At 39.9% G+C, this 19,900-nt stretch carries 18 protein-coding genes; 11 read left to right on the top strand and 7 right to left on the bottom strand.

Annotation, left to right across the window (positions count from 1 at the left end; all coding sequences use genetic code 11):
- Positions 1–25 precede the first annotated feature (25 nt).
- Positions 26–1,543: a sensor domain-containing diguanylate cyclase gene (locus tag H5117_RS05670; RefSeq protein ID WP_182736625.1), complete on the top strand. Its 1,518-nt coding sequence runs from the start codon at positions 26–28 to the stop codon at positions 1,541–1,543.
- On the opposite strand, the gene H5117_RS05665 is transcribed toward H5117_RS05670, so the two are convergent.
- Positions 1,540–2,064: a hypothetical protein gene (locus tag H5117_RS05665; protein ID WP_182736556.1), complete on the bottom strand. Its 525-nt coding sequence runs from the start codon at positions 2,062–2,064 to the stop codon at positions 1,540–1,542. The genes H5117_RS05670 and H5117_RS05665 overlap by 4 nt on opposite strands.
- A 149-nt stretch (positions 2,065–2,213) precedes the next feature.
- Here H5117_RS05665 and H5117_RS05660 point away from each other — a divergent pair, with 149 nt between their 5' ends.
- On the top strand, positions 2,214–6,236 hold the full coding sequence (locus tag H5117_RS05660; RefSeq protein WP_182736554.1) for a rhombosortase-dependent M36 family metallopeptidase: 4,023 nt from the start codon (positions 2,214–2,216) through the stop codon (positions 6,234–6,236).
- Positions 6,237–6,499: 263 nt separating this feature from the next.
- On the opposite strand, the gene H5117_RS05650 is transcribed toward H5117_RS05660, so the two are convergent.
- Entirely contained in the window at positions 6,500–7,375 is an 876-nt protein-coding gene (locus H5117_RS05650) for a LysR family transcriptional regulator (RefSeq protein ID WP_182711976.1), read from the bottom strand.
- A 108-nt stretch (positions 7,376–7,483) separates the two neighbouring features.
- Between H5117_RS05650 and H5117_RS05645 the strand changes: the two genes are divergently transcribed.
- A complete protein-coding gene (locus H5117_RS05645; RefSeq protein ID WP_182736552.1) occupies positions 7,484–8,155 on the top strand; it encodes a hypothetical protein in 672 nt (223 codons plus the stop codon).
- Positions 8,156–8,416: 261 nt separating this feature from the next.
- Here H5117_RS05645 and H5117_RS05640 read toward each other — a convergent pair whose 3' ends face one another.
- On the bottom strand, positions 8,417–10,498 hold the full coding sequence (locus H5117_RS05640; RefSeq protein ID WP_182736550.1) for a TonB-dependent hemoglobin/transferrin/lactoferrin family receptor: 2,082 nt from the start codon (positions 10,496–10,498) through the stop codon (positions 8,417–8,419).
- A 139-nt stretch (positions 10,499–10,637) separates the two neighbouring features.
- On the opposite strand from H5117_RS05640, the gene H5117_RS05635 reads away from it, so the two are divergent.
- The 5 genes from H5117_RS05635 to azu are packed head-to-tail and all read left to right on the top strand — an operon-like array spanning position 10,638 to position 14,467.
- Complete coding sequence (locus H5117_RS05635) at positions 10,638–11,447, top strand: hemin ABC transporter substrate-binding protein (RefSeq protein WP_182736548.1); 810 nt, start codon at positions 10,638–10,640, stop codon at positions 11,445–11,447.
- The gene (locus tag H5117_RS05630; RefSeq protein ID WP_182736546.1) at positions 11,444–12,496 is read left to right on the top strand and encodes an iron ABC transporter permease; all 1,053 of its coding nucleotides are present in this window, start codon (positions 11,444–11,446) and stop codon (positions 12,494–12,496) included. The genes H5117_RS05635 and H5117_RS05630 overlap by 4 nt, the downstream gene beginning before the upstream one ends.
- On the top strand, positions 12,493–13,281 hold the full coding sequence (locus tag H5117_RS05625; RefSeq protein WP_182736544.1) for a heme ABC transporter ATP-binding protein: 789 nt from the start codon (positions 12,493–12,495) through the stop codon (positions 13,279–13,281). Before H5117_RS05630 ends, H5117_RS05625 begins: the two co-directional genes overlap by 4 nt.
- Entirely contained in the window at positions 13,278–14,021 is a 744-nt protein-coding gene (locus H5117_RS05620) for a HugZ family protein (protein ID WP_182736542.1), read from the top strand. The genes H5117_RS05625 and H5117_RS05620 overlap by 4 nt, the downstream gene beginning before the upstream one ends.
- Positions 14,018–14,467: an azurin gene (azu, locus tag H5117_RS05615; RefSeq protein WP_182736540.1), complete on the top strand. Its 450-nt coding sequence runs from the start codon at positions 14,018–14,020 to the stop codon at positions 14,465–14,467. The genes H5117_RS05620 and azu overlap by 4 nt, the downstream gene beginning before the upstream one ends.
- 48 nt (positions 14,468–14,515) lie before the next feature.
- Here the strand turns inward: azu and H5117_RS05610 are convergent, their stop codons facing one another.
- The gene (locus tag H5117_RS05610; protein WP_154902853.1) at positions 14,516–15,448 is read right to left on the bottom strand and encodes a ChaN family lipoprotein; all 933 of its coding nucleotides are present in this window, start codon (positions 15,446–15,448) and stop codon (positions 14,516–14,518) included.
- A gap of 277 nt (positions 15,449–15,725) precedes the next feature.
- Between H5117_RS05610 and H5117_RS05605 the strand changes: the two genes are divergently transcribed.
- Together H5117_RS05605 and H5117_RS05600 are read left to right on the top strand one after the other, a co-directional pair.
- Entirely contained in the window at positions 15,726–16,028 is a 303-nt protein-coding gene (locus H5117_RS05605) for a hypothetical protein (RefSeq protein ID WP_182736538.1), read from the top strand.
- Positions 16,029–16,171: 143 nt separating this feature from the next.
- Positions 16,172–16,552, top strand: coding sequence for a hypothetical protein (locus H5117_RS05600; RefSeq protein WP_182711983.1), 381 nt, complete (start codon positions 16,172–16,174; stop codon positions 16,550–16,552).
- A 239-nt stretch (positions 16,553–16,791) separates the two neighbouring features.
- Here H5117_RS05600 and H5117_RS05595 read toward each other — a convergent pair whose 3' ends face one another.
- The gene (locus H5117_RS05595) at positions 16,792–17,292 is read right to left on the bottom strand and encodes a lactoylglutathione lyase family protein (RefSeq protein WP_002959229.1); all 501 of its coding nucleotides are present in this window, start codon (positions 17,290–17,292) and stop codon (positions 16,792–16,794) included.
- A 114-nt stretch (positions 17,293–17,406) separates the two neighbouring features.
- On the opposite strand from H5117_RS05595, the gene H5117_RS05590 reads away from it, so the two are divergent.
- The gene (locus H5117_RS05590) at positions 17,407–18,282 is read left to right on the top strand and encodes a LysR family transcriptional regulator (protein WP_182711984.1); all 876 of its coding nucleotides are present in this window, start codon (positions 17,407–17,409) and stop codon (positions 18,280–18,282) included.
- A gap of 61 nt (positions 18,283–18,343) precedes the next feature.
- On the opposite strand, the gene H5117_RS05585 is transcribed toward H5117_RS05590, so the two are convergent.
- Positions 18,344–19,021, bottom strand: a complete 678-nt coding sequence (locus H5117_RS05585; RefSeq protein ID WP_002959247.1) for a haloacid dehalogenase type II — start codon at positions 19,019–19,021, stop codon at positions 18,344–18,346.
- 80 nt (positions 19,022–19,101) lie between these two features.
- Positions 19,102–19,878, bottom strand: a complete 777-nt coding sequence (locus H5117_RS05580; protein WP_024596533.1) for a class III extradiol ring-cleavage dioxygenase — start codon at positions 19,876–19,878, stop codon at positions 19,102–19,104.
- Between the last annotated feature and the right edge of the window lie 22 nt (positions 19,879–19,900).

Raw genomic sequence — 19,900 nt, 5'->3', positions numbered from 1 at the left:
GGCCTTAAATCTTCGATTTCTTATTTTGCTTTTAGCGATTACGGCTTCTATTAGTACTTTAGTAAGTAGCTTTTATTCTACCTACCAAGTACAAAAAGAGCAGTTAACAGCTTACACGCTAAAAAGTAACTATGCTTATGCCAATAAACTGGCATCCGCAACAGATAATTTTTTAGAATCCGCAATGCAACAACTGGCCTATTCAGCTAAAAAAATAGAGCAAAGAGTTGATGATGAAGATTTATTAAACCAAGAAGCGACCCGCTTACACTTACAAACGAATAGCTTTAACTCGGTTGTAATTAATAAGCATAGTGTTGTTGTCGCAACCTCTCCTAAATTTCCGCAACTTATTGGTGAATCAATCCACTCACCTGGCGCTGTACAAGCGCTACAAGAAAAAAGACCATTAATCAGCGCGCCTTATATGTCGGCTGCTGGGAACTTTATTGTTTTTATTTCTCATCCTTTGTTTGATCAAAGTGGAGATTACCTTGGTTATATTGGTGGCTCTCTTTATCTAAAGGAGCGTAATATTTTAAATAGCTTATTAGAGCAGCATTATTATGAGGGTGGAACAAATATTTATGTGGTCGACGCCAGTAGGCGAATTCTCTATCACCCAGATCAGGCACTAATAGGGACAGTCGTCACAAATAATTCCATCACTAATAATATGATTACAGGCCAAAGCGGTACTTCTATTGTTAAAAATAGCCAAGAGATAGAAATGCTAGCAGGCTTTTCCTCCGTGCCTAAAGCAAAATGGGTAATTGTCGCTCAGCGCCCTGTAAGAGCAACGCTTTCGTCACTTGATTTACTCATAACTGAAGTAATAAAACGTACATTACCGATGGCTGTTATTACGTTTCTTTTAATCGGTTTTTTTGCTCACTTAATTTCTAGACCTTTAAAACAACTAGCAGACAAAGCAAATACACTTGACGATCCAACAAATATTGAAGAGCTAAAAAGTGTTAAATCTTGGTACTTTGAAAGCCAAAGACTAAAAATTGCAATGCTCAATGGAGTTAATACTTTGCAAATGCAGATAGGTCAGCTTCGTCATGATGCGCAAACAGATCCCCTAACTGATACTCATAACCGTAGGAGTTTAAACGGTTTATTAAACCAGTTGATGTTTAAGCAAACTCCATTTGCTATTTTAGAGATAGACATCGATTTCTTTAAGCGAGTTAACGATACCTTTGGCCATGATAAAGGAGATGAAGCTCTTAAATCGCTTACTGATATTATCAAAAAATTATCTCGAAAAGACGATATCGTAGCACGTATAGGTGGTGAAGAATTTGTACTTGTCTTGCCTAATGAAAACAGCCAAAGTGCGCTCAAAATAGCAGAGCGACTACGTAAAACTGTTGAGTCTACAAATATGGAAACTATCGGCTTTATAACAATTTCAATTGGGATTGCAACTTGGCCTGAGCACAGTAACGACATAGACCAAGTTTACAAATGTGCTGACAAAGCACTTTACCATGCAAAAGAACATGGCCGTAATCAGTGCATTGTTGCTGATTAAAAGTGTGTTTCGATAGGTGAATAGTTAATTGCAATTTCTACATTGGTCACTGATTTATAGCTGTTTAAAGCACTAGACAATCCTGCAATATCAACACCTTTTTCAACAAGTAATGTGTAATTGTGAGCTGTTGACTTGATTAATTCATAATTATTTTTTAACTCATCAGGCACAGAATCGGTATTTAATGTAATGGTAAGAGTACCTGTTACTACACCTTTTTGTTTTAAGTTCTGATTATAAATAACGTCGCCTTTAAATAACTGCTCAGAGTTAAAGATAAGTTTATCACCCGATGAATTTATGCTTTTAGATGCATTTTTAATAACACCTTGACTACTTTCTTTTTTAGGGAAAATAGTGTCACTTTTCTGGTTCTTAGATGGTTCTTTTATAATGATTTCTGCTGTTTTAGGTTGTGCCTGAGAGTTGTTAACCTCTGTTTTTTCACTGTTATAACATGCAGATAGTAATAAAGCTGCGATTATTGGCACTGCACTTGTAAAAATTATTTTTTGCATTCGTTTACCTTTGTTTACTTTTCTTTAAATTTAAAGCTATTCAGCCTTATTCAAGTCTGTATATTAACAACTTAACCAGGCGTTTACATAAAATAATCAATTTAAAAACATTAAGTGTTTAAACATAATAAATACAAACAGGTGGATACATGTCTCAATTTAAATTAACAACTATTGCCATGGTTGTAGCATCTACATTAGCAGCAGGTGAGCTAACGGCCGCTGAACAAACTCGATTTTATGATGTAAGTGCAACAAATGCAGTTACTCAGGGTACTTCTTTAGCTGCTGTTCAGCAGAAAACCTTAGCCGAACGCGCCACTGTCTCGGGTCAAAAATCAATTTACGATGCACAAATGGGTAAAGCAACGTTTTTATGGCAAGCAATAGGTCAGCGTAAGCCTGACATGGCTTTAATCGCTGCTGATAACCGTAACCAATATGCTGCTGACTTTTATATTGAAACTTTAACAGGTATTAGTAATCGTAAAGCAACAGCATCTTCTGCTGTTATGGTTGATTTATCAGAGCAAAAACGTGGCTCTATTAGTGCAAAATACAAGCAACAAGTAAACGGTGTTGAAGTTTTTAACCGCGAATACAACTTGTTAATGGATAAAGAGTACAACCTAGTAGCAAGCTCGGGGTATTTTGCTGATACGTCGTCATCTAAAAATAAACTTGCTGCATTAACGGGTTTTGTAAACTCTGAGCAAAGTATAAAAAAAGCATTTAGTGAATTAGCTAATATTGATGTCTCACTTCGTAAAATTGGTAATGAAGGTGGCTATGCAAAATATGAGGCTAAATCATTAGATGACTCTAAGATTGTTTTAGGTACGCCACGTGCAAAAGAAGTGTTTTTTGAAGTTGCAGGCGAGCTGAAATCTGCTTATTACATTGAAGTAGAAGTAGCAGAAGTTGGCTCTTTAGAAAGTGACTACTTTAGTTACGTAGTAGATTCGAATAACAGCAAAGTATATTTTGCGAAAGATTTGAAATCTCATGCAGCTGACTTTAATTACCGTGTTTACGCTAACCAAGATGGCTACCCAATGGAAAGCCCGCACGGTGACGTAATTCCTGCAGATGGCCCAGGACAAGTAGACGAGACTGAGATTTTAGACGCGCCAATGGTATCTCTATCCTACTACAGCAAACTAAGCACAATGGACCCATGGTTAGCTGATGATGCAACGACAACATCAGGTAATAACGTATTTGCTTACGCCGATGTGATTGCACCTCAAGACTTTAGTGAAGGTGACTTTACCGCTGAAACAACTGCAGACTTCACATTTGACTACCCTTACCAAGTAGATGAAGTTGCAAATAGCTACGCAAACCGTAAAGCAGCTATTGTTAACTTGTTTTATATGAATAACTTTTTACATGATTTTTTCTATGATCATGGTTTTGATGAAACATCAAATGTAGCGCAGGTATCTAACTTTGGTCGTGGCGGCGTAGAAGGTGACCCGATTGAAGCACAGGCTCAAGATAACTCAGGTCGTAATAATGCAAATATGTCTACACCAGCTGATGGTGCTAGCCCACGTATGCAAATGTACTTGTACAACAGTAAAGATGCCACTGTTGGTGTAGATTTTGGTATTACAGTAACTTCACATGACTCTTTAGGCCTTTTAGCTTCAACAAAAGAATCTGGCTTTGGTAAATACCAATTCAGTGATGTGGCTGCAGAAGTTGTTCGTTTAGATGATGGAAATACAGTAGATTCAACAAGTATTAATGATGGTTGTGAGCCTGCTATAAATGCTGCTGAACTAGCAGGGAAAATTGCAATTGTAGATCGTGGCTCATGTGCTTTTACGATTAAAGTAAAAAATGCACAAGATGCAGGTGCAATAGCAACTATCGTTGTTAATAATGACCCAGATACGGCAGAACCGGCACCAATGGGCGGTGAAGACGATACTGTAACCATTCCAAATATGGGTTTAAATTACGCTGATGGTCATGCAATGTATGACCTAATTGATGCTGGTGACGTTGTTACTGTAGACATGTTTACCAAAGCAACATTAAAAGATGGTACGTTTGATAATGGTATTATTGCTCATGAATGGGGTCACTACATTAGTAACCGCTTAGTCGGTAATTCATCAGGCCTTATTAACTTCCAAGGCCGCGCAATGGGCGAAGGCTGGGGCGATTTCCACTCATTAATGTTTATCGCTAAAGAAAGCGATATAAATATTACAGGTAACGATAAGTTCCAAAAAGCATATGGTAGCGGCACATTTGTAGAAGACTTCTACTTCGGTATTCGTCGTCTTCCTTATTCAACTGATACAGATGTAAATGCATTGTCGTTCCGCCATATTACTGAAAATGCTGGTGCTGATATTGGTATATCACCAACAAGCGTAGCCTCTCCTCATGCTGCCGGCGAAATTTGGGCAACTGTATTATGGGAAAACTATGTAGCGCTTATTAACGAGCATGGCTTTAATGAAGCACAAACTCGAATGGCAGATTACTTAGTTGCAGGTTACAAATTAACACCTATTGCACCAACCTACACTGAAGCACGTGATGCTATTTTAGCTGCTGCCTATGCAGTAGACCCTGCTGATTACAAATTAATGGTAGGTGCATTTGCTAAACGTGGTATGGGTCTTGGCGCAGTATCGCCAGATCGTTTCAGTAATGACCTTACTGGTGTGGTTGAATCAGATAAAACACAGCTTTCTAGCTATGCATTTGCAAGTGCTGACTTAAACAACATGTACAATGGTACAGAGCTTGGTTTTTGTACTAACGACAATATTTTAGATAAAGGCGAAACGAGTACGGTTAGCGTAACAATTACTAACCGTGGTAGTGAAGTACTTAGTGGTACAACAGCACAACTGACTGTTATAAGCGATCATGATGTAACATTTGAAAATGATGGTTTACTTACTTTTGGTGAAGTTCAACCGTACGAAGCAATAACTAGTAACGATATTAAAGTTACTTTGAACGAAGCGGGTACAGCTGAAACACTAGAAATTGAAGTCACATTCCCTGAAATTGAAACGGACGATGATATTGTTGAAGCACTTGATCAAACACTTACGTTTGAAGTAAATATGGGCTTTAAGTCAGAAATGCCTGTTGGAGCTGTAGTTTCAGATGATATGGAAGTAGCAAGTTCATCACTATTAGATTTAAAAGAAAACGTAATGTTTGGCGGTGACTTAGCTGTTGGCACTCAGGTTATGGATAATAGTGGTAATATTGCCTTCTTTGAACAAGGTGGGTTTGAGCTAGGCACACAGGCAATGCGCCTTGTAAATAATGGCTTCCAATCAGATGTAGCAATAGAGAGTAAGCCATTCGAAGTTGGTTACTCAGGCGACTTTGAAATCTCGTTTTGGCATTTCTATAGTATTGAGCAAAACTGGGATGGTGGTGTTGTAGAAGTTAGTGTTAATGGCGGTGACTGGGTTGATGCTACTGAAATTGGCGGCACATTTGATGTTGGCTACGACGCTGTTCTAATCGAAAACGATTCGCAAGAACTTCAAGAACGTGAAACTTTTACTGGTAATAACGTACAAGATAGTGGCGCGTATGGTAATTATGAAACTATCAACTTTGGTGATGCTCTAAACGGCAACTTAGTAAAAGTGCGCTTTAGAATCTCATCAGATGGCGCAGTTGATGATTTAGGTTGGTGGATTGATAACCTAACTATGTCTAACGTTTTATCTCCTGTATTTTCAGAGCTTGTAGCGGGTGATTCACTAGCATGTGATAACGCAGCCCCACTTGTTTTAGTCGAAAGTGCATCGGCGGAAATTACTGAATCTGCTACAGGAACAATTACAGCAACAGCTACAGATCGCAATGGTCAAACACTAACTTATGCTTGGACTCAGGTTAGCGGTAGTGCTGCTACGCTCACTGGTACTGACACTGAAACTTTAAGCTTCACACCTGCAGCTATTACTGCAGATGAAGAGCTTGTTTTTGAAGTTGCCGTAAGTGATGGTGTAACAACTGTGACTCAACAAAGTACTGTAATGGTAAAAAATGAAGCGGTAGCAACAGTGCCTGTAACTGAATCAAAATCTAGCGGTGGTGGTAGTTTTGGCTTTATAGCTTTATTACTTACTCCATTAGTATGGTTTAATAGACGCCGTAAAAACGGAAGTAAATAAGTTTAAATAACATCCCGTCATCTCTAAATACATGACGGTTTTAATGAAAGGCCAGTAGCGTTTGCATCTGGCCTTTTTTATGCACTTAGTTTGATTTTTTTAGTCCTGAGCACAGTAACGACATAGACCAAGTTTACAAATGTGCTGACAAAGCACTTTACCATGCAAAAGAACATGGCCGTAATCAGTGCATTGTTGCTGATATTAGCTAACCACTGCTTAGCTAAGTAATACTTTACATTGAACTTAAATTGATAAATTCTCTACAAAGAGTGCATGAGTTTATTAAGCCAGCCATCAGCTTTTGATGGTTTGTAAATCATTACTATGTCTTCGCTGTAGCGACTGTTAACCCCCTTTACAGTTAATTTTTTAAGCCCTAAATCATCAATCACGAAATTTGGTAAATATGCCAACGCCAAGCCACTTTGTATCACCTCTATTAATGCACTGTAATCGCTACATCTAAATACAATATTGCGCGGGGCTATTTCATCTTGCCAACCGTCGGAGCCAATACCTTGTTCAAGGCCGCACAGTGGTGAAAACAACGGGCATGCAAAAGACAACTGTAGTAATTGGTTTTTATTGAGTGTTAAAAAGCCTTTTTGTACTAGCTGATGTGAAGGAGACGCAGCTACACTAAACTCAGTATTAAATACGTCAACCGCCACTAAATTAGTATGTGAGCTGTTGTTTAATGCCTCGCGAGTAACTAGCGCAATATGCGCCGAACCTGATGCAACTTGGCTTATGGCTTCATCTTCAAATATATTATTAATACGCACCGAGCAAGGCAGGTTACTAAGGGGTGTAAGCAGCTTTTTAACGCCACTTTTGAGTAAAATGGCAGGGCCTGCAATAACCGCATTAAATTTATGATTATCGCTTTTAAAACGGCTAGTAAGCTGCTGGTAATTATGAACTAAATCGCTACTGTGCTTAACAAACTCTTTGCCTTTATCATTGAGTACTAAGGTTTTACCTACACGGTTAAACAGCTCCGTGGCTAAATTTGCCTCAACCTTTTTTAGCGTTTTAGACAGCGCACCTGGGGTAATATTAAAGTGCTTAGCGGTTGTATGCAGATTTTGCGAACCCGCCATATGAATTACTTTTTCAATGTCATCTAAATGCATAGCGCCAAACCGTATTAACTAAAAGGAAACAACTAATCACTTATTATCGATTATTTGTATATAAAAATCAGCTTATAGTGGCGCTATATATATTTTTTGAGCACTAACATGAAACGCATACTGCTATTTTTTATTTTATTATCGAGTGCAGCGCACGCAAATACACCTCAACACAATTCACATATAACCCACAGCTATAATGGCTTCCATGGTATGGCGCTTATTTTAGCCGGCGATAAAGTACTTGCCAGCCACATGCCTTTATACGCCCCTCCACACAACTACCAAATAGTGTATGAAGTAACTACGGATGACACCCACTTAAAAACAATCAAAAATATTTTAAATAAAGCAGCAGACGAGCAAGAACAGATCACTATTTTACCAACCAAATTTGACCTAAATTTATTAATAAATAAAAAGACACCCACCTTAAATGTAACTGTATTTAACGGCCATTTTGAACGCGGTGGCAACGCACTTTTTACTACAAAGCTAACCTTTAAAAACCCGCTATATGTTGAAAAAATAACGACTAATCAAGCACAAAAAAATGTGTTTACATTAATAAAGCTAACAGAGCAGCAAGGTTTAGTAATTCATAAAATACAAAGCAAGCCAAGCTATGACTCGTTAAGCTTAGTACCGCTTACTATGAGTAAATATAACGGGAAATTGAAGTGTGATGCTTCGATAAGCACTGCGCTTAAAAGCAAACTAGAGGCATGTTTTAAAACCGTACCAAGCTATTTAGAAACAAAAGACTTTGCAGTTAATTAATTTATAAAACCAGTGATTTTGGCTTTAAATCGCTGGCTTATAAAGTGTTACTTTGTTTTTAGTAAATTTTAAGATTAAATTTTGAGATGACACCCACCGTTAATTTTGTACTTTAGCCATAATGAATTAGGTGGTGCACTTCCAATTAGAATCTAGGAATCAATAAATAAAAAATTAGGTTGGGTGTCATCATAAAAATAAACTCAACAAACGCTGCAGCTTCATGCAGCGTTTGTTGCTATTTAATTTTCTAGGAGCTAATTAAAACTCATAGCTTATTTTGGCTGAAAAGTTACGCCCAGGTTGGGTGTATTGGCTAAAATCAGCACCTTGTGATTGACCTGCAATCAACTCAAAAGGTACATATTCTTTATCGAGCAAGTTAAGTACACCTACATTTAGCTGCCACGCTTGCCATTCGTAGTTTGCGTATAAATCAACAACGCCGTAGCCATGTCCTTGCGTAGTTTTATTACCGTTTGTATCAAGTACTACATCCGATTGCGATTTAGCCAAACGCAACGCGGCGGTCCAGTTAATATTACCCTGTTCTGTACTTAACAATACTGAGCCATTTAACGGGCTAATGCTGGTAAGTGGCTGATCGGTTTCTTTATTTTCACCATCAACGTAAGCCACGTTTGCCTCTAGTAGTATATTTTCAGCTACATACATGGCAATTCCGGCTTCCACACCGCTTATTTGTGTTTCGCTAATATTTTGGTACTGATACAGCGTTTTGTTTACGCCAGGAATGTACGTTGGCTCAACACCCACTACGGCGGTTTCTATAAAGTCATCGTATGCTGCATAAAAAGCACTTAAATTTACACTAATATCGCTGCTGGCGTATCTTAGCCCAAGCTCAAACGAATCACTGCTTTCAGGGTCTAAATCGGCGTTTGGTAATATTTGATAAAACGGCTCAACGCCGTGGCTTTGATAGGCTTGGTCGTGTGGTGGTATTTTAAAGCCTCGTACGTATTGCCCGTACAACGACAAGTTATCATCCACTTGGTATATAGCACCTAGCTTAGGCGAAAAAGCAGATTCGGTAATATCACCAAGCTGCGCATCGGCGTATAGCTCATCATTTTTAGCCTCTAGGGTGTAGTAATCATATCGCACACCCGCAATAACTGACCACGCGCTATTATTAAACGAAATACTATCTTGTACATAAGCGCCAATTAAAGAGGTATCAGCCCCCGGAAATGCTTTTTGTTTTTGATCTGTAAAATCAACAGTGCCATCGGCTAAAATACGGGTTTTAAAACGTGGGCGGGTGGTGTCGTATAAGTCTATATCAATCCCGTATACCACTTCATGATCGGCACTCTCTGCGTTAAACCCTTTATTAAATACCGCTTTTAAACCTAAAATATTTTGCTCAAAACGATAGTCGTTATAATCGGTGTAGGTGCTTGCGCCACTAATTTGATCGCTTTGTTGCCCGTAACTACTATAAGACACTTGCCCGTACCATTTATCAAACGCAGCGGTTGCTACTTCTGAATGGTAATCGAGCGCCAGTGACCAACTCGTGTCATCTTCTTCGGTTTCTTGAACAGCAGGGGTTATTACTTGCTCAGTTGTTTGATTAAAGTAATCAAGGGTGTATTTAAGTGTGCGTTTTTCATCAAGCTGTTGCTCAAATTTAACTAATAAAGCATCCGACTTAGCATCATAACCGGGTAAATTTTCGTCATAGTTTTGTACTTCTTCGCTATCACGGTGGCTATACACGGCGCTTACTGCAAAGTCGCCTAAGTCTTTTGCAGCAGTAATATCGGCGGCAACTTGATTACTTTGACCTTGATACCCAAGCGCCATTTTTACAAAGCTGCTGTTATTTTTTAAATAATCACTAGGATCTTTAGTGGTTATAACCACAATGCCACCAAGTGCATCAGAGCCATATAATGACGATGCAGCACCTTTGGCTACTTCTACTTGTTTTACACCTGCTACGTCAAAATAATTACGGCCAACTAAATAGCCCCCTCCACCTGCATAACCATCGTTGGTGCGTCGGCCATCTTTTATAAATACAACCCGGTTACCACCAACACCACGTACTGTAAGTGTTTGCGCGCCTGCGCCACTGCCTGTCGTTGCAATGCTTGGGTCGTACTTAAACATGGTTTGTAAATCTACAGCTAGCTGACGCTCTATGTCTTGCTCGGTAATAACAGTGACTGAGCCTGTTACATCTTTAAGCTTTTGCTCAAAGCGCGAGCCACTTACAACAATATGATCGTCAATTATGTTTTCGGCAATGGCAGTGCCCGAGCCAAGTAGTAAGGCTGCTATAGCAGTAAATCTAAACGCAGAGGGATTCATTTTAACTCCAAATGATAATAGTTATTATTTATGGCGGAGATGTTACAACTAAGTCAAAATAAGATCAATTAATTATGATAATCATTTTCATTTAGATTTAACTAGTTATAATAGCCAAAAAATAAAACCGGAGTGTGTAATGAAATACCTATTTATATTGTTTGCTTTAATGGCCCAATCTGCAGTTGCACAAGAGCGCGTTATTAGCGCTGGCGGCACCCTTACAGAAATAATTTATGCGCTAGGCAAACAAAATACCCTTGTAGCGGTTGATCAATCGAGCATGTACCCGCACCAAGCCACACAATTACCACAAGTGGGCTATTATCGCGATTTAGCGGCAGAAGGCGTACTTTCAATGCGTCCAACCACCTTGTTAGCGCTTGAAGGCGCAGGGCGTAGCCAAGCACTTAAGCAAATTGAGGCAACAGGGGTTAAGCTAATTCATTATAAAAAGCCGACCTCAGTTAACGAGCTACTTGAGCTAATAAAACGTTTAGGTGACGATTTAAACGCTAAGCAAAAAGCACAAACACTTATTACGCACATTACAAAATCGTTACCTGAAAAAGCAAAAGCGCCAACACACAGCGCGCTATTTATACTCTCAGCTAATGAGCGCGGGCTTGTTGCCGCCGGGCAAGAAACCGTCCCTAATTTATTATTTAGCTATGCAGGCATTACTAATATAGGCGCTACGTATTCAGGCTTTAAAGCAATAAATAGTGAAGTACTGGCTGTAAATCAGCCCGACTTTTTAGTAGCCCCAGCCCATGTTGTACAAAGCCTTGGCGGTAAGCAGGCTTTTTGTGAGCAACCTACACTACACTTATTAAAAGCGGCGCAAACCTGTAGCTTACTTGTAATGGATAGCCTACTTTCGCTTGGCATGTCGCCGCGTATAGCCACAGCAATTAATGAGCTTAACGAGTATAAAACCCGCTTATGAACACCCTAACATTGAGCCGTTTTAAGCCTGTAACACTTAGCCAAACCCATAAATGGATGCTATTAGCCTCTGTGTGTATTTTTGCTTTGGCGCTACTTAGCATAGGGTACGGGCCAGCAGGGTGGGATTGGCGTTTAGCCATTGCTTGGCTTGCGCCCGAGTACTTTAATCAGTTTGATGCGCTGCAAATTAATGTCGTAATGCAAATACGTTTGCCACGCTTTGTGCTTGCAGTGCTTGTAGGGTTGGTGCTTGCCCAAACAGGCGCTTCAACGCAAGCACTGTGCCGCAACCCATTAGCCGACCCATCTATTATTGGCATTAGTGCGGGTGCGGCCATGGTTGCAGTAGCATTTATTGCACTTAGCGCGCAGTTTAATTTTAACGCGCAGTTATATTTACCTTATGCCTCTTTTTTAGGGGCGCTTGGTGTTACCTCGCTGGTATATTTTATTGCCAAGCAGCAAGGGCAAATTAATATCACCACACTTATATTAGTCGGGGTTGCTATTAACGCATTAGCCTTTGCGGTTATTGGGCTACTGAGCTTTTTTGCCGATGACAGTGCATTACGATTAATAAATTACTGGACCATGGGCTCATTAGGCGGAGCAAGCTGGATCACGATTATTCAAGCTTTGCCATTACTGCTTATTAGCCTAGTTGGGCTATGGCGATTAAAAGAGCCCATGAACTTACTCCTTATTGGCGAGTCACAAGCTCAGTACCTAGGGGTAGACACCAACAAGCTCAAACTATATGTAATTATACTTGTTGCACTAGGAGTAGGGGCGGTTGTGGCACTTACCGGCTTAATAGGGTTTGTTGGCTTGGTAGTCCCGCATATTGCCCGCTTAATGGTGGGGCCGCATTTACGTAATATGCTGCCGCTTTGTATGCTAATTGGCGTAGTGGTATTGCTACTTTCTGACTGGCTAGCACGCATTGTGATCATGCCATCAGAGCTACCCATTGGGGTTATTACTGCATTATTGGGTGCGCCATTGTTTATTTATTTAATAGTGAAAAATAAGCGAGGTTGGTCATGATCACGTTTAACAACCTAAGCGTTGGCTTTGATAATCACAGCATTTTAAACGCTATTAATGGCAGCGCTAAACAAGGGCAACTTGTAGCACTACTTGGTGAAAATGGCGCAGGTAAATCTACCTTGCTGCATACCTTAGCAGGTATGCATTCCTTTACAGGCAGTGTACTTTTTAATGCTAAGCCGCTGGCTGCTCATGCTAAAAAACGCCTAGCCACACAGCGCGCAGTGATGATGCAAGCAAACCATGTAGGGTTTGATTTTACTGTATTTGAGCTTATTGCAATGGGCCGCTACCCGTATGTAGAGTCATTAAAAATGCAAAGCGAAAAAGTAAATAAATACGCCGCTATTATGGATTTAAGCCATTATTTAACTCGCCGCGTAAGTGCGCTTTCGGGCGGAGAGCAACAACGTGTGCATATGGCGCGCACTTTGGCGCAACTAAACGCCTTTACACAATCGGCCGAGCCAAAACTAATGCTGCTCGACGAGCCTACATCAGCACTTGATATGCGCCATCAACATGCTTTGCTCAGCTGCGTTAAAGCGTTTGTAGGGCAGGGTAACAGCGCCATTATTGCAATACACGACCTAAATTTAGCCAGCCTTTATGCAACCGATGCTATTTTACTGCACAACAAAAAAGTGCTGCAAAGTGGGCCTATAAACACCGTATTAACTGAACAAAACTTACAACAAATGTACGCCATGAAACTGCACGTAAACCCTCATCCTTATAACGATGCACCCATGGTTTTTTCTCAACGTCAGGAGTTTTTATGAGAGAGCAAGCGTTAAACGATGCACGCACATTGGTTTACAAAACCAATGCTGGTGTCATGTCGACCATTTCTAATAATTTACGCGGTTACCCGTTTGGCTCAGTAACCCCCTATATGTGCGACGAACAAGGCCGCGTTTACTTTTTTATTAGCGATATAGCCCAGCACACTAAAAATCTAAAGCACGACTCACGTATGAGCCTAACTGTGTTTGATGCCACCGACAGTGGCGATCAAAACGAGCACGGCCGCGTAACGCTTGTAGGCGATGGCTCTATTGTGCCAAGTGAGCAAGCACACACTTTACTTGATAACTATATTTCCCTATACCCCGAAGCCGCTAGCTATCGCAACGCGCACGACTTTCAATTATGGCAATTAGACGTAGTGCGAGTGCGTTACATTGGCGGCTTTGGCAAAATATTTTGGCTTGAACAAATCGAGTGGCAGGGCGAGGCAAAAAACTGGGATGAAAGCCAACAGCAAAGCATGATTAACCATATGAATGAAGATCACCAAGATGCTATGTCGCTCATATTAATGCAGCACTACGGCGTAGCCGATAACACCCCTATAATGAGCGGCCTATTACCCACTGGTTTTTATATACAAAGCCAAAAGCGTAATTACTTTATTAATTTTAAAACCCAGTGCAACAGCCCGTTAGAGGTACGTAAAGCGCTGGTTACGTTAACCAATCAAGCACGCAACAACTTAGCTAATACAGAGGAAACAGTATGAAAAAATTAATTGCTTTACTAAGTACTGCACTACTACTTAGTGTCAATGCAGCACATGCAGACGAATGCACACTTAGCCTTGATGCAAACGACATGATGCAGTTTTCAACTAAAACGCTAAGCGCTCCTAAAAGCTGTAAAAAAGTAACTGTAAAGCTTAGCCACGTAGGTAAATTACCCGCCAATGTTATGGGCCATAACTGGGTGCTTGCTAGCGAGAAAAACATGCAAGCTATAATAACCGATGGCAACGCAGCAGGGCTTAGTAACCACTACTTAAAGCCTAACGATACTCGCGTACTTGCCGCTACCGACATTATTGGCGGTGGCAAATCAGCGCAAGTTACATTTAATACTAGCGCCTTAACAGCAGGGACTAACTACACGTATTTTTGCTCTTTTCCTGGGCATTACGCCATGATGAAAGGCACATTTACGCTTAAATAAATATCAAAGGGTGTATTGCACTAACACTGTGTAATACACCCTATTTTATTATTGGCAATGCGTTTGCTCGCCTCGTTTGGCTAAAGCTTTAAAAGCCGCTTGTTGATGTTCTTTTTGTACATAACGGGGTGGCAAAGGATTAACCTGCAACTGATACCCTGTTTGATTAGCTTGCACACTTGTTACCGGCGATATCCAAACAACATTTAACTCTGGCGCTAAACGCTTAATAACACGCGCTATACCTTCGCCATTTTTTACATGAAAATCGCCCGAAATATGCATTACCTGCGTATTTTTATGCGCTGTTACATAGTTAACAATAGACTCCCCCATAGTTTCATCCCATGTAACTTGTGCTGCAAAATAGTTTTCGTTTTGACTCGGTGAGCCGTGGTGCATTGACGCCATAAAACGTTGTTTATAATCACTGGGGGATGTATCAATAGCGGCTGCAATGAAGCTCTGCTGTGTTTCATCAAGCTTATTTAGGTAACTTATGCCTTGCCTGCCAATACACGTAACAATATTTTTAGGGGCATTTGCAGCGATTACATCGCTATTGTTCGCTTTAGCCAGCTCTACCAACGCACGGTAATCACTTTTGTAATTAGGCCACGCTTGGGTGTTATCAATTAAATATTGCTCACCAATTTCACTCTTAACATACTGGTTTAAAATAGGCTGATCCGCGCGGCTAAATTGTTCAAGCGACAGTGCTGTGCGTTTATTACTTTTGCTTAATTGCTCAAATAACTCCGCCTGAAATAAATGCACACCCGGGTGCGTATGCCATTCACCCACTAAAACCACATCGGCATTTAATAGCTTGGGCTCTAATAATACAGAGCTAACAGGCTTTGCTTGTGCATTATAAAGCGCAGTGTAATAAAGCGATGAGCTTTTATCAGGCGGCACAGTTGTTGTGCTACAACCACTCAAACCCGTAACTAACGCCAGAGTTAACATAGACTTTTTCATACACACCTTTCAAAACCTTTTAATGCAAATAATTATCAATATCATATACTTGTAATACCTATTAAGCCAGCCAAACTGCTGCTTACTTACATAATCAAGGAAATGAGCGAAATGCGCATTTATATGCCTTAACTTTGCTTGTAGATATTAAATAGCTTTTGATAGCAATATCTTAGGTAATTTGTTAAAACTGTGTAAAGTATAAAATGAGCGTGACATCGGCAGAAGTATGCTCGATTCGAGGCCTATAAAATCGTTCGATGTTAAATGGAGTTCTATGAAGCATCCAATTTTTAGTGAAAACATGGAAGATGGTTTTAGCCTATTCTTACTAAAATTTTCAGAATCAAGAAGCTGTCTCTTATTTGGTACCTCAGCTCTTTTGTTATTTATATTTGCAAGTCAAAACACCAGTTTTATGAGTTTTCTTAATGAACACTGGTTTGGTAACATTCTTCAGATTTTATGTGTAATTGGAGCTTTATTAAGTTGGTTTTCAGCACATGCACATTCATATAAAAATGGACACTTTAAACTAGTAGCTTCCATATTCTTACTTTGGCCAATTATCTATATATAATTGTTTTATATACATTTAACTGAAAAAACCTAACGTAAATATCAAATGAAATTATAGTTGGCTGTTTTTTGTTCCTAAAACCATTTTAGTCAACTATATTATTCCGCTTATGTAAGCGCTAGGCCCTGGAGAAGGTTTTATAGATGGAACCAAATTATTCAGAATATTCTATTACTGAATTGCAAGAAGCTATCACGTCTATTGATAGGGCTTTGTACCCTGAACGCTTTGAGCTATTAAAAGCCGAACTATTAAATAGAGAAGAGGAAGAGCATGATGCTTCTCAATTAGTAAGTCTTTCATCAAAGGACTTACTTATTAAGCTCAGCAATGCATTTTTTGTAATTCCGTTGATGATCTATATAGGAATAGATGCACTTAATAGCGGTGAAATACTCCTTAAAGGAGGAGCTATATCAAAAAATGAAAACTTTATATTATTTACATTAAGCGTAATATTTTGTTTTTTAATCTCAGCGGTACTGACATATAGCCTGTTTGTGGATAAGAGAAAAAGTTCCTGACATATGTGTTATGTCGTTCATAAATTCACTAGGACACAGTTCGATTGGTAGTGCTTTTCTGGAGGTTGATAATATTTTCAACTCAGGGCAAAACATGCTGCACAAGCTAAGCAAAAACAAGTTATAGAGAATAAGAAGACGGTGAAGTGTATTTAAAAACTCTTTAACTGAAACAAAAAGGCCGCAGTAATAAATACTGCGGCCTTTGTTTTTAGCTAAGCGCTTTAAACTAGGTACGTTTAGTAAGCGCCTGCGCTATATATAAGCTCGTAGCTGTGGCTGTAAATCTCAAGGATGTTACCAAACGGGTCTTCCATGTAGATCATGCGGTACGGCTTTTCACCCGGGTAGTAATAACGAGGGGCTTCCATACGTTTTTTACCGCCAGCTTCTACAATACGCTCGGCTAAACCTTCTACATCAGGGTCTTGAACACAAAAATGAAAGATGCCTGTTTTCCAGTATTCAAAATTGTCTTTTGGGTTTTCTTGGTTTTTAAATTCGAAAATTTCGACACCAATACGATCCCCTGTAGATAGGTGCGCTATTTTGAATTTTTCCCACTTTTCGCCAAATACTTCTGTACACATTTCGCCAATTGGGCTTTTGTCTTCGGTAATTAAAGTCGGTTCCATTATTGTGTACCAACCCATAACCTTAGTGTAAAACTCGACTGCTTTTTCAACGTCGGGAACCGAAATACCAATGTGCGAAAAACTACGTGGATATGTATGACTCATAATGCTTCCTCTTTAACTTGTGACTTATCTTGTGGCTAGTTGATGGAGTTAGTTTACGAACTGAACAATATTAAGTAAAATTATCATTAATCATCATTTTGAGTATGTTTTGTAATGATAAACCCTGCATGGTTAAACACGTTTTGTACGTTGGTTGAGGTAAATCACTTTACCCAAACCGCCGAACGCCTTTTTATGACCCAATCTGGCGTAAGCCAGCATATTAAAAAGCTTGAGCAGCAAGTAAACTGCGCGCTATTAGAGCGCCACGGCAAACAATTTACCCTTACCGTACATGGGCAAAACTTGTATCAACAAGGCAGCTTGTTATTAAAGGAATGGCAATTTTTAGAACAACAATTAAAAGATGATTCGCCTTACAGCGGCTTGGTAAAAATACAATCGCCTGGTAGTTGTGGGCTACAATTTTATAGCCAATTATTAGCGCTGCAGGCAAAGCATACCGAGCTTAATATTGATTATCGCTTTGCACCCAATACAAGTGTAGAGCAAGCTGTGGCAAACCACAGTGCCGACATAGGTTTTTTAACTCAAGCTCCGACGCTTAGCGAAGTTACCAGCCACAAAATTGGTAAAGAAGCCTTGTTACTTGTCACCCCCGCACATATTAAAAACCCAACGTGGGAGGTCTTATGTGAGCTTGGCTTTATTGGCCACCCCGATGCAAAACACCACGCACAGCTCCTACTAAGCGAAAACTACAGTGAGTTTGAACATGTTGATCAAATTAAACGCACGGGGTTTTCTAACCAGATAAGTTTAATACTGGAGCCGGTAAGTTTAGGGCTAGGTTTTACGGTTTTACCTGCGCATGCCGTTAGCGCATTTAATAAACCTGCGCTTATTAAAACGCACCACTTAGCTAATCCGATTAGCGAAAATATTTATGTGTGCCATCACCGAAATAGGCCAATGGCAAAGCGTATGAATACAGTAATTGAGCTAATAAAGGCGGGAGTAAATAGTTAAAACGTAAACCCCCTTTACACCCACGGCACTTAATACCATAAGCAAAAGGGGGAATAGAAAATTAATTAACGCTTTCTAATTTTGCTTTTAAATCAAGTAAGTCGGTTGCGATAGTATTTGGCTGTATTTCCCAAGGATCGAAAATAGATTCTTTAGATCGTTGAATCCACGCCGCGCGCATACCATGCGATATGGCACCGGTTACATCAAACGGATTACTTGATACAAGCCACGTGTTTGCGCCTGTTGAATTAGTTTCGCGTAAAAAGTGGCTATAAACCCCTGGGTTTGGTTTAAAGGTTTTAACGTCGTCGGCACTTACTACCCCTTCAAAAAGCTCACTAATGCCAGCGGTTTCTAATAAGGTATGAACTGCGTCGGCAGCGCCGTTTGAAAATGCAAACAAACGGTAATCCTTCGCTTTTAATTGCTCAAGGCCTGCTTTTACATCATCGAACGCAGGAAGCGTTTTATAAAGCTCTAGCAGTTGCCCCTTTTGATCTTCACTTAGCTCGGTTTTGTGCGCTAAGCAGGCGTAATCGAGTGCGTGTTTTGTACATAGCGAGAAAGGAATATAATTTTGCATTAATCCACGTCTAAATGAATACTCTAATTGCTTTTCGCGCCATGTATTTGAAAATGCTTGGGCGTTATCGCCAATCATGTCGTCGAGTAAGGACAGTACGCCGTGAGTGTTTATTAGCGTACCGTATACGTCAAATGCAAGTGTAGTTGCCATGTTTGCTCCGCAATAAAATAAATTAAGTTGGTTTTAGAGTACTTGCTTACAGCTTAACTTACTTTGAACGAACGCTCAATTTAATAAAACTTATACGCATCAAGCGCTAAAATATCCATTTCTATACCTTCATGTATTTTTTCGGCTTTACCGTCACTACTTCCAAGCGCTGCAAAAAGAGGTAAAAAGTGCTCCTGGGTAGGGTGATTAAATAAAGCATGGGGTGCTTCATTTAAATAGTTAAGTAACGCTTGGGTGTTTTGCGCTATTAATTTTTGCTCAACCCAATGGGTAAACTCATTAACCATTTGAACACGATTAGGTGTAGCAGGGTTTTTAAATATTTCACGTAGATTGTGACTAATCCCGCCGGAGCCAATAATTAATACGTTATCGTAGCGCAGTGGTGCAAGTAACTGCCCGTATTTATACATAGCCTGAGCGCCCAAACGCGTGTTAATAGACACCTGAACAATGGGAATATTAGCTGCTGGGTACATTAAGCGCAGCGGGATCCACACACCATGATCCCACCCTTGATCTGCATTTTGCACCGTTTTAATACCCGCTTTGTAAAAGTACTCACTAATAGTATTAGCAAGCTTAGGGTCTCCTAGTGCTGGGTATTGAATTTCATACAGGGGCTTGGGGAAGTTATAAAAATCGTGAATAGTATGCGGCGCATCTCCGGATGTAATAACTATATCGTGCGCTTCATCAAAGTGGGCAGAAAACACCACAATAGCTCGTGGTTTACTAAGCGTTTGACCTAATGATGCAAAAAAATCTGACGTAGCCGATTGCTGTACAGCCATCATTGGCGAGCCGTGAGATATAAATAAAGCAGGCTGAGTCATACTAAAACCTTAAACAAATAGA

Origin of the sequence: Pseudoalteromonas sp. SG45-1, assembly GCF_014164135.1 — a bacterium.
Lineage (GTDB): Bacteria > Pseudomonadota > Gammaproteobacteria > Enterobacterales > Alteromonadaceae > Pseudoalteromonas > Pseudoalteromonas distincta.
Note: the sequence above shows the minus strand (reverse complement) of the source record. Positions and strands in the feature narration are given on the sequence as shown.

Bases quoted from the DNA above. Each gene is read 5' to 3' on its own strand.
- H5117_RS05630 (WP_182736546.1), top strand. From the start codon at position 11,444: ATGAACACCCTAACATTGAGCCGTTTTAAGCCTGTAACACTTAGCCAA.
- H5117_RS05645 (WP_182736552.1), top strand. From the start codon at position 7,484: ATGAAACGCATACTGCTATTTTTTATTTTATTATCGAGTGCAGCGCAC.
- H5117_RS05640 (WP_182736550.1), bottom strand. From the start codon at position 10,498: ATGAATCCCTCTGCGTTTAGATTTACTGCTATAGCAGCCTTACTACTT.
- H5117_RS05610 (WP_154902853.1), bottom strand. From the start codon at position 15,448: ATGAAAAAGTCTATGTTAACTCTGGCGTTAGTTACGGGTTTGAGTGGT.
- H5117_RS05660 (WP_182736554.1), top strand. From the start codon at position 2,214: ATGTCTCAATTTAAATTAACAACTATTGCCATGGTTGTAGCATCTACA.
- H5117_RS05580 (WP_024596533.1), bottom strand. From the start codon at position 19,878: ATGACTCAGCCTGCTTTATTTATATCTCACGGCTCGCCAATGATGGCT.
- azu (WP_182736540.1), top strand. From the start codon at position 14,018: ATGAAAAAATTAATTGCTTTACTAAGTACTGCACTACTACTTAGTGTC.
- H5117_RS05590 (WP_182711984.1), top strand. From the start codon at position 17,407: ATGATAAACCCTGCATGGTTAAACACGTTTTGTACGTTGGTTGAGGTA.
- H5117_RS05665 (WP_182736556.1), bottom strand. From the start codon at position 2,064: ATGCAAAAAATAATTTTTACAAGTGCAGTGCCAATAATCGCAGCTTTA.
- H5117_RS05600 (WP_182711983.1), top strand. From the start codon at position 16,172: ATGGAACCAAATTATTCAGAATATTCTATTACTGAATTGCAAGAAGCT.
- H5117_RS05650 (WP_182711976.1), bottom strand. From the start codon at position 7,375: ATGCATTTAGATGACATTGAAAAAGTAATTCATATGGCGGGTTCGCAA.
- H5117_RS05620 (WP_182736542.1), top strand. From the start codon at position 13,278: ATGAGAGAGCAAGCGTTAAACGATGCACGCACATTGGTTTACAAAACC.
- H5117_RS05625 (WP_182736544.1), top strand. From the start codon at position 12,493: ATGATCACGTTTAACAACCTAAGCGTTGGCTTTGATAATCACAGCATT.
- H5117_RS05595 (WP_002959229.1), bottom strand. From the start codon at position 17,292: ATGAGTCATACATATCCACGTAGTTTTTCGCACATTGGTATTTCGGTT.
- H5117_RS05635 (WP_182736548.1), top strand. From the start codon at position 10,638: ATGAAATACCTATTTATATTGTTTGCTTTAATGGCCCAATCTGCAGTT.
- H5117_RS05605 (WP_182736538.1), top strand. From the start codon at position 15,726: ATGAAGCATCCAATTTTTAGTGAAAACATGGAAGATGGTTTTAGCCTA.
- H5117_RS05585 (WP_002959247.1), bottom strand. From the start codon at position 19,021: ATGGCAACTACACTTGCATTTGACGTATACGGTACGCTAATAAACACT.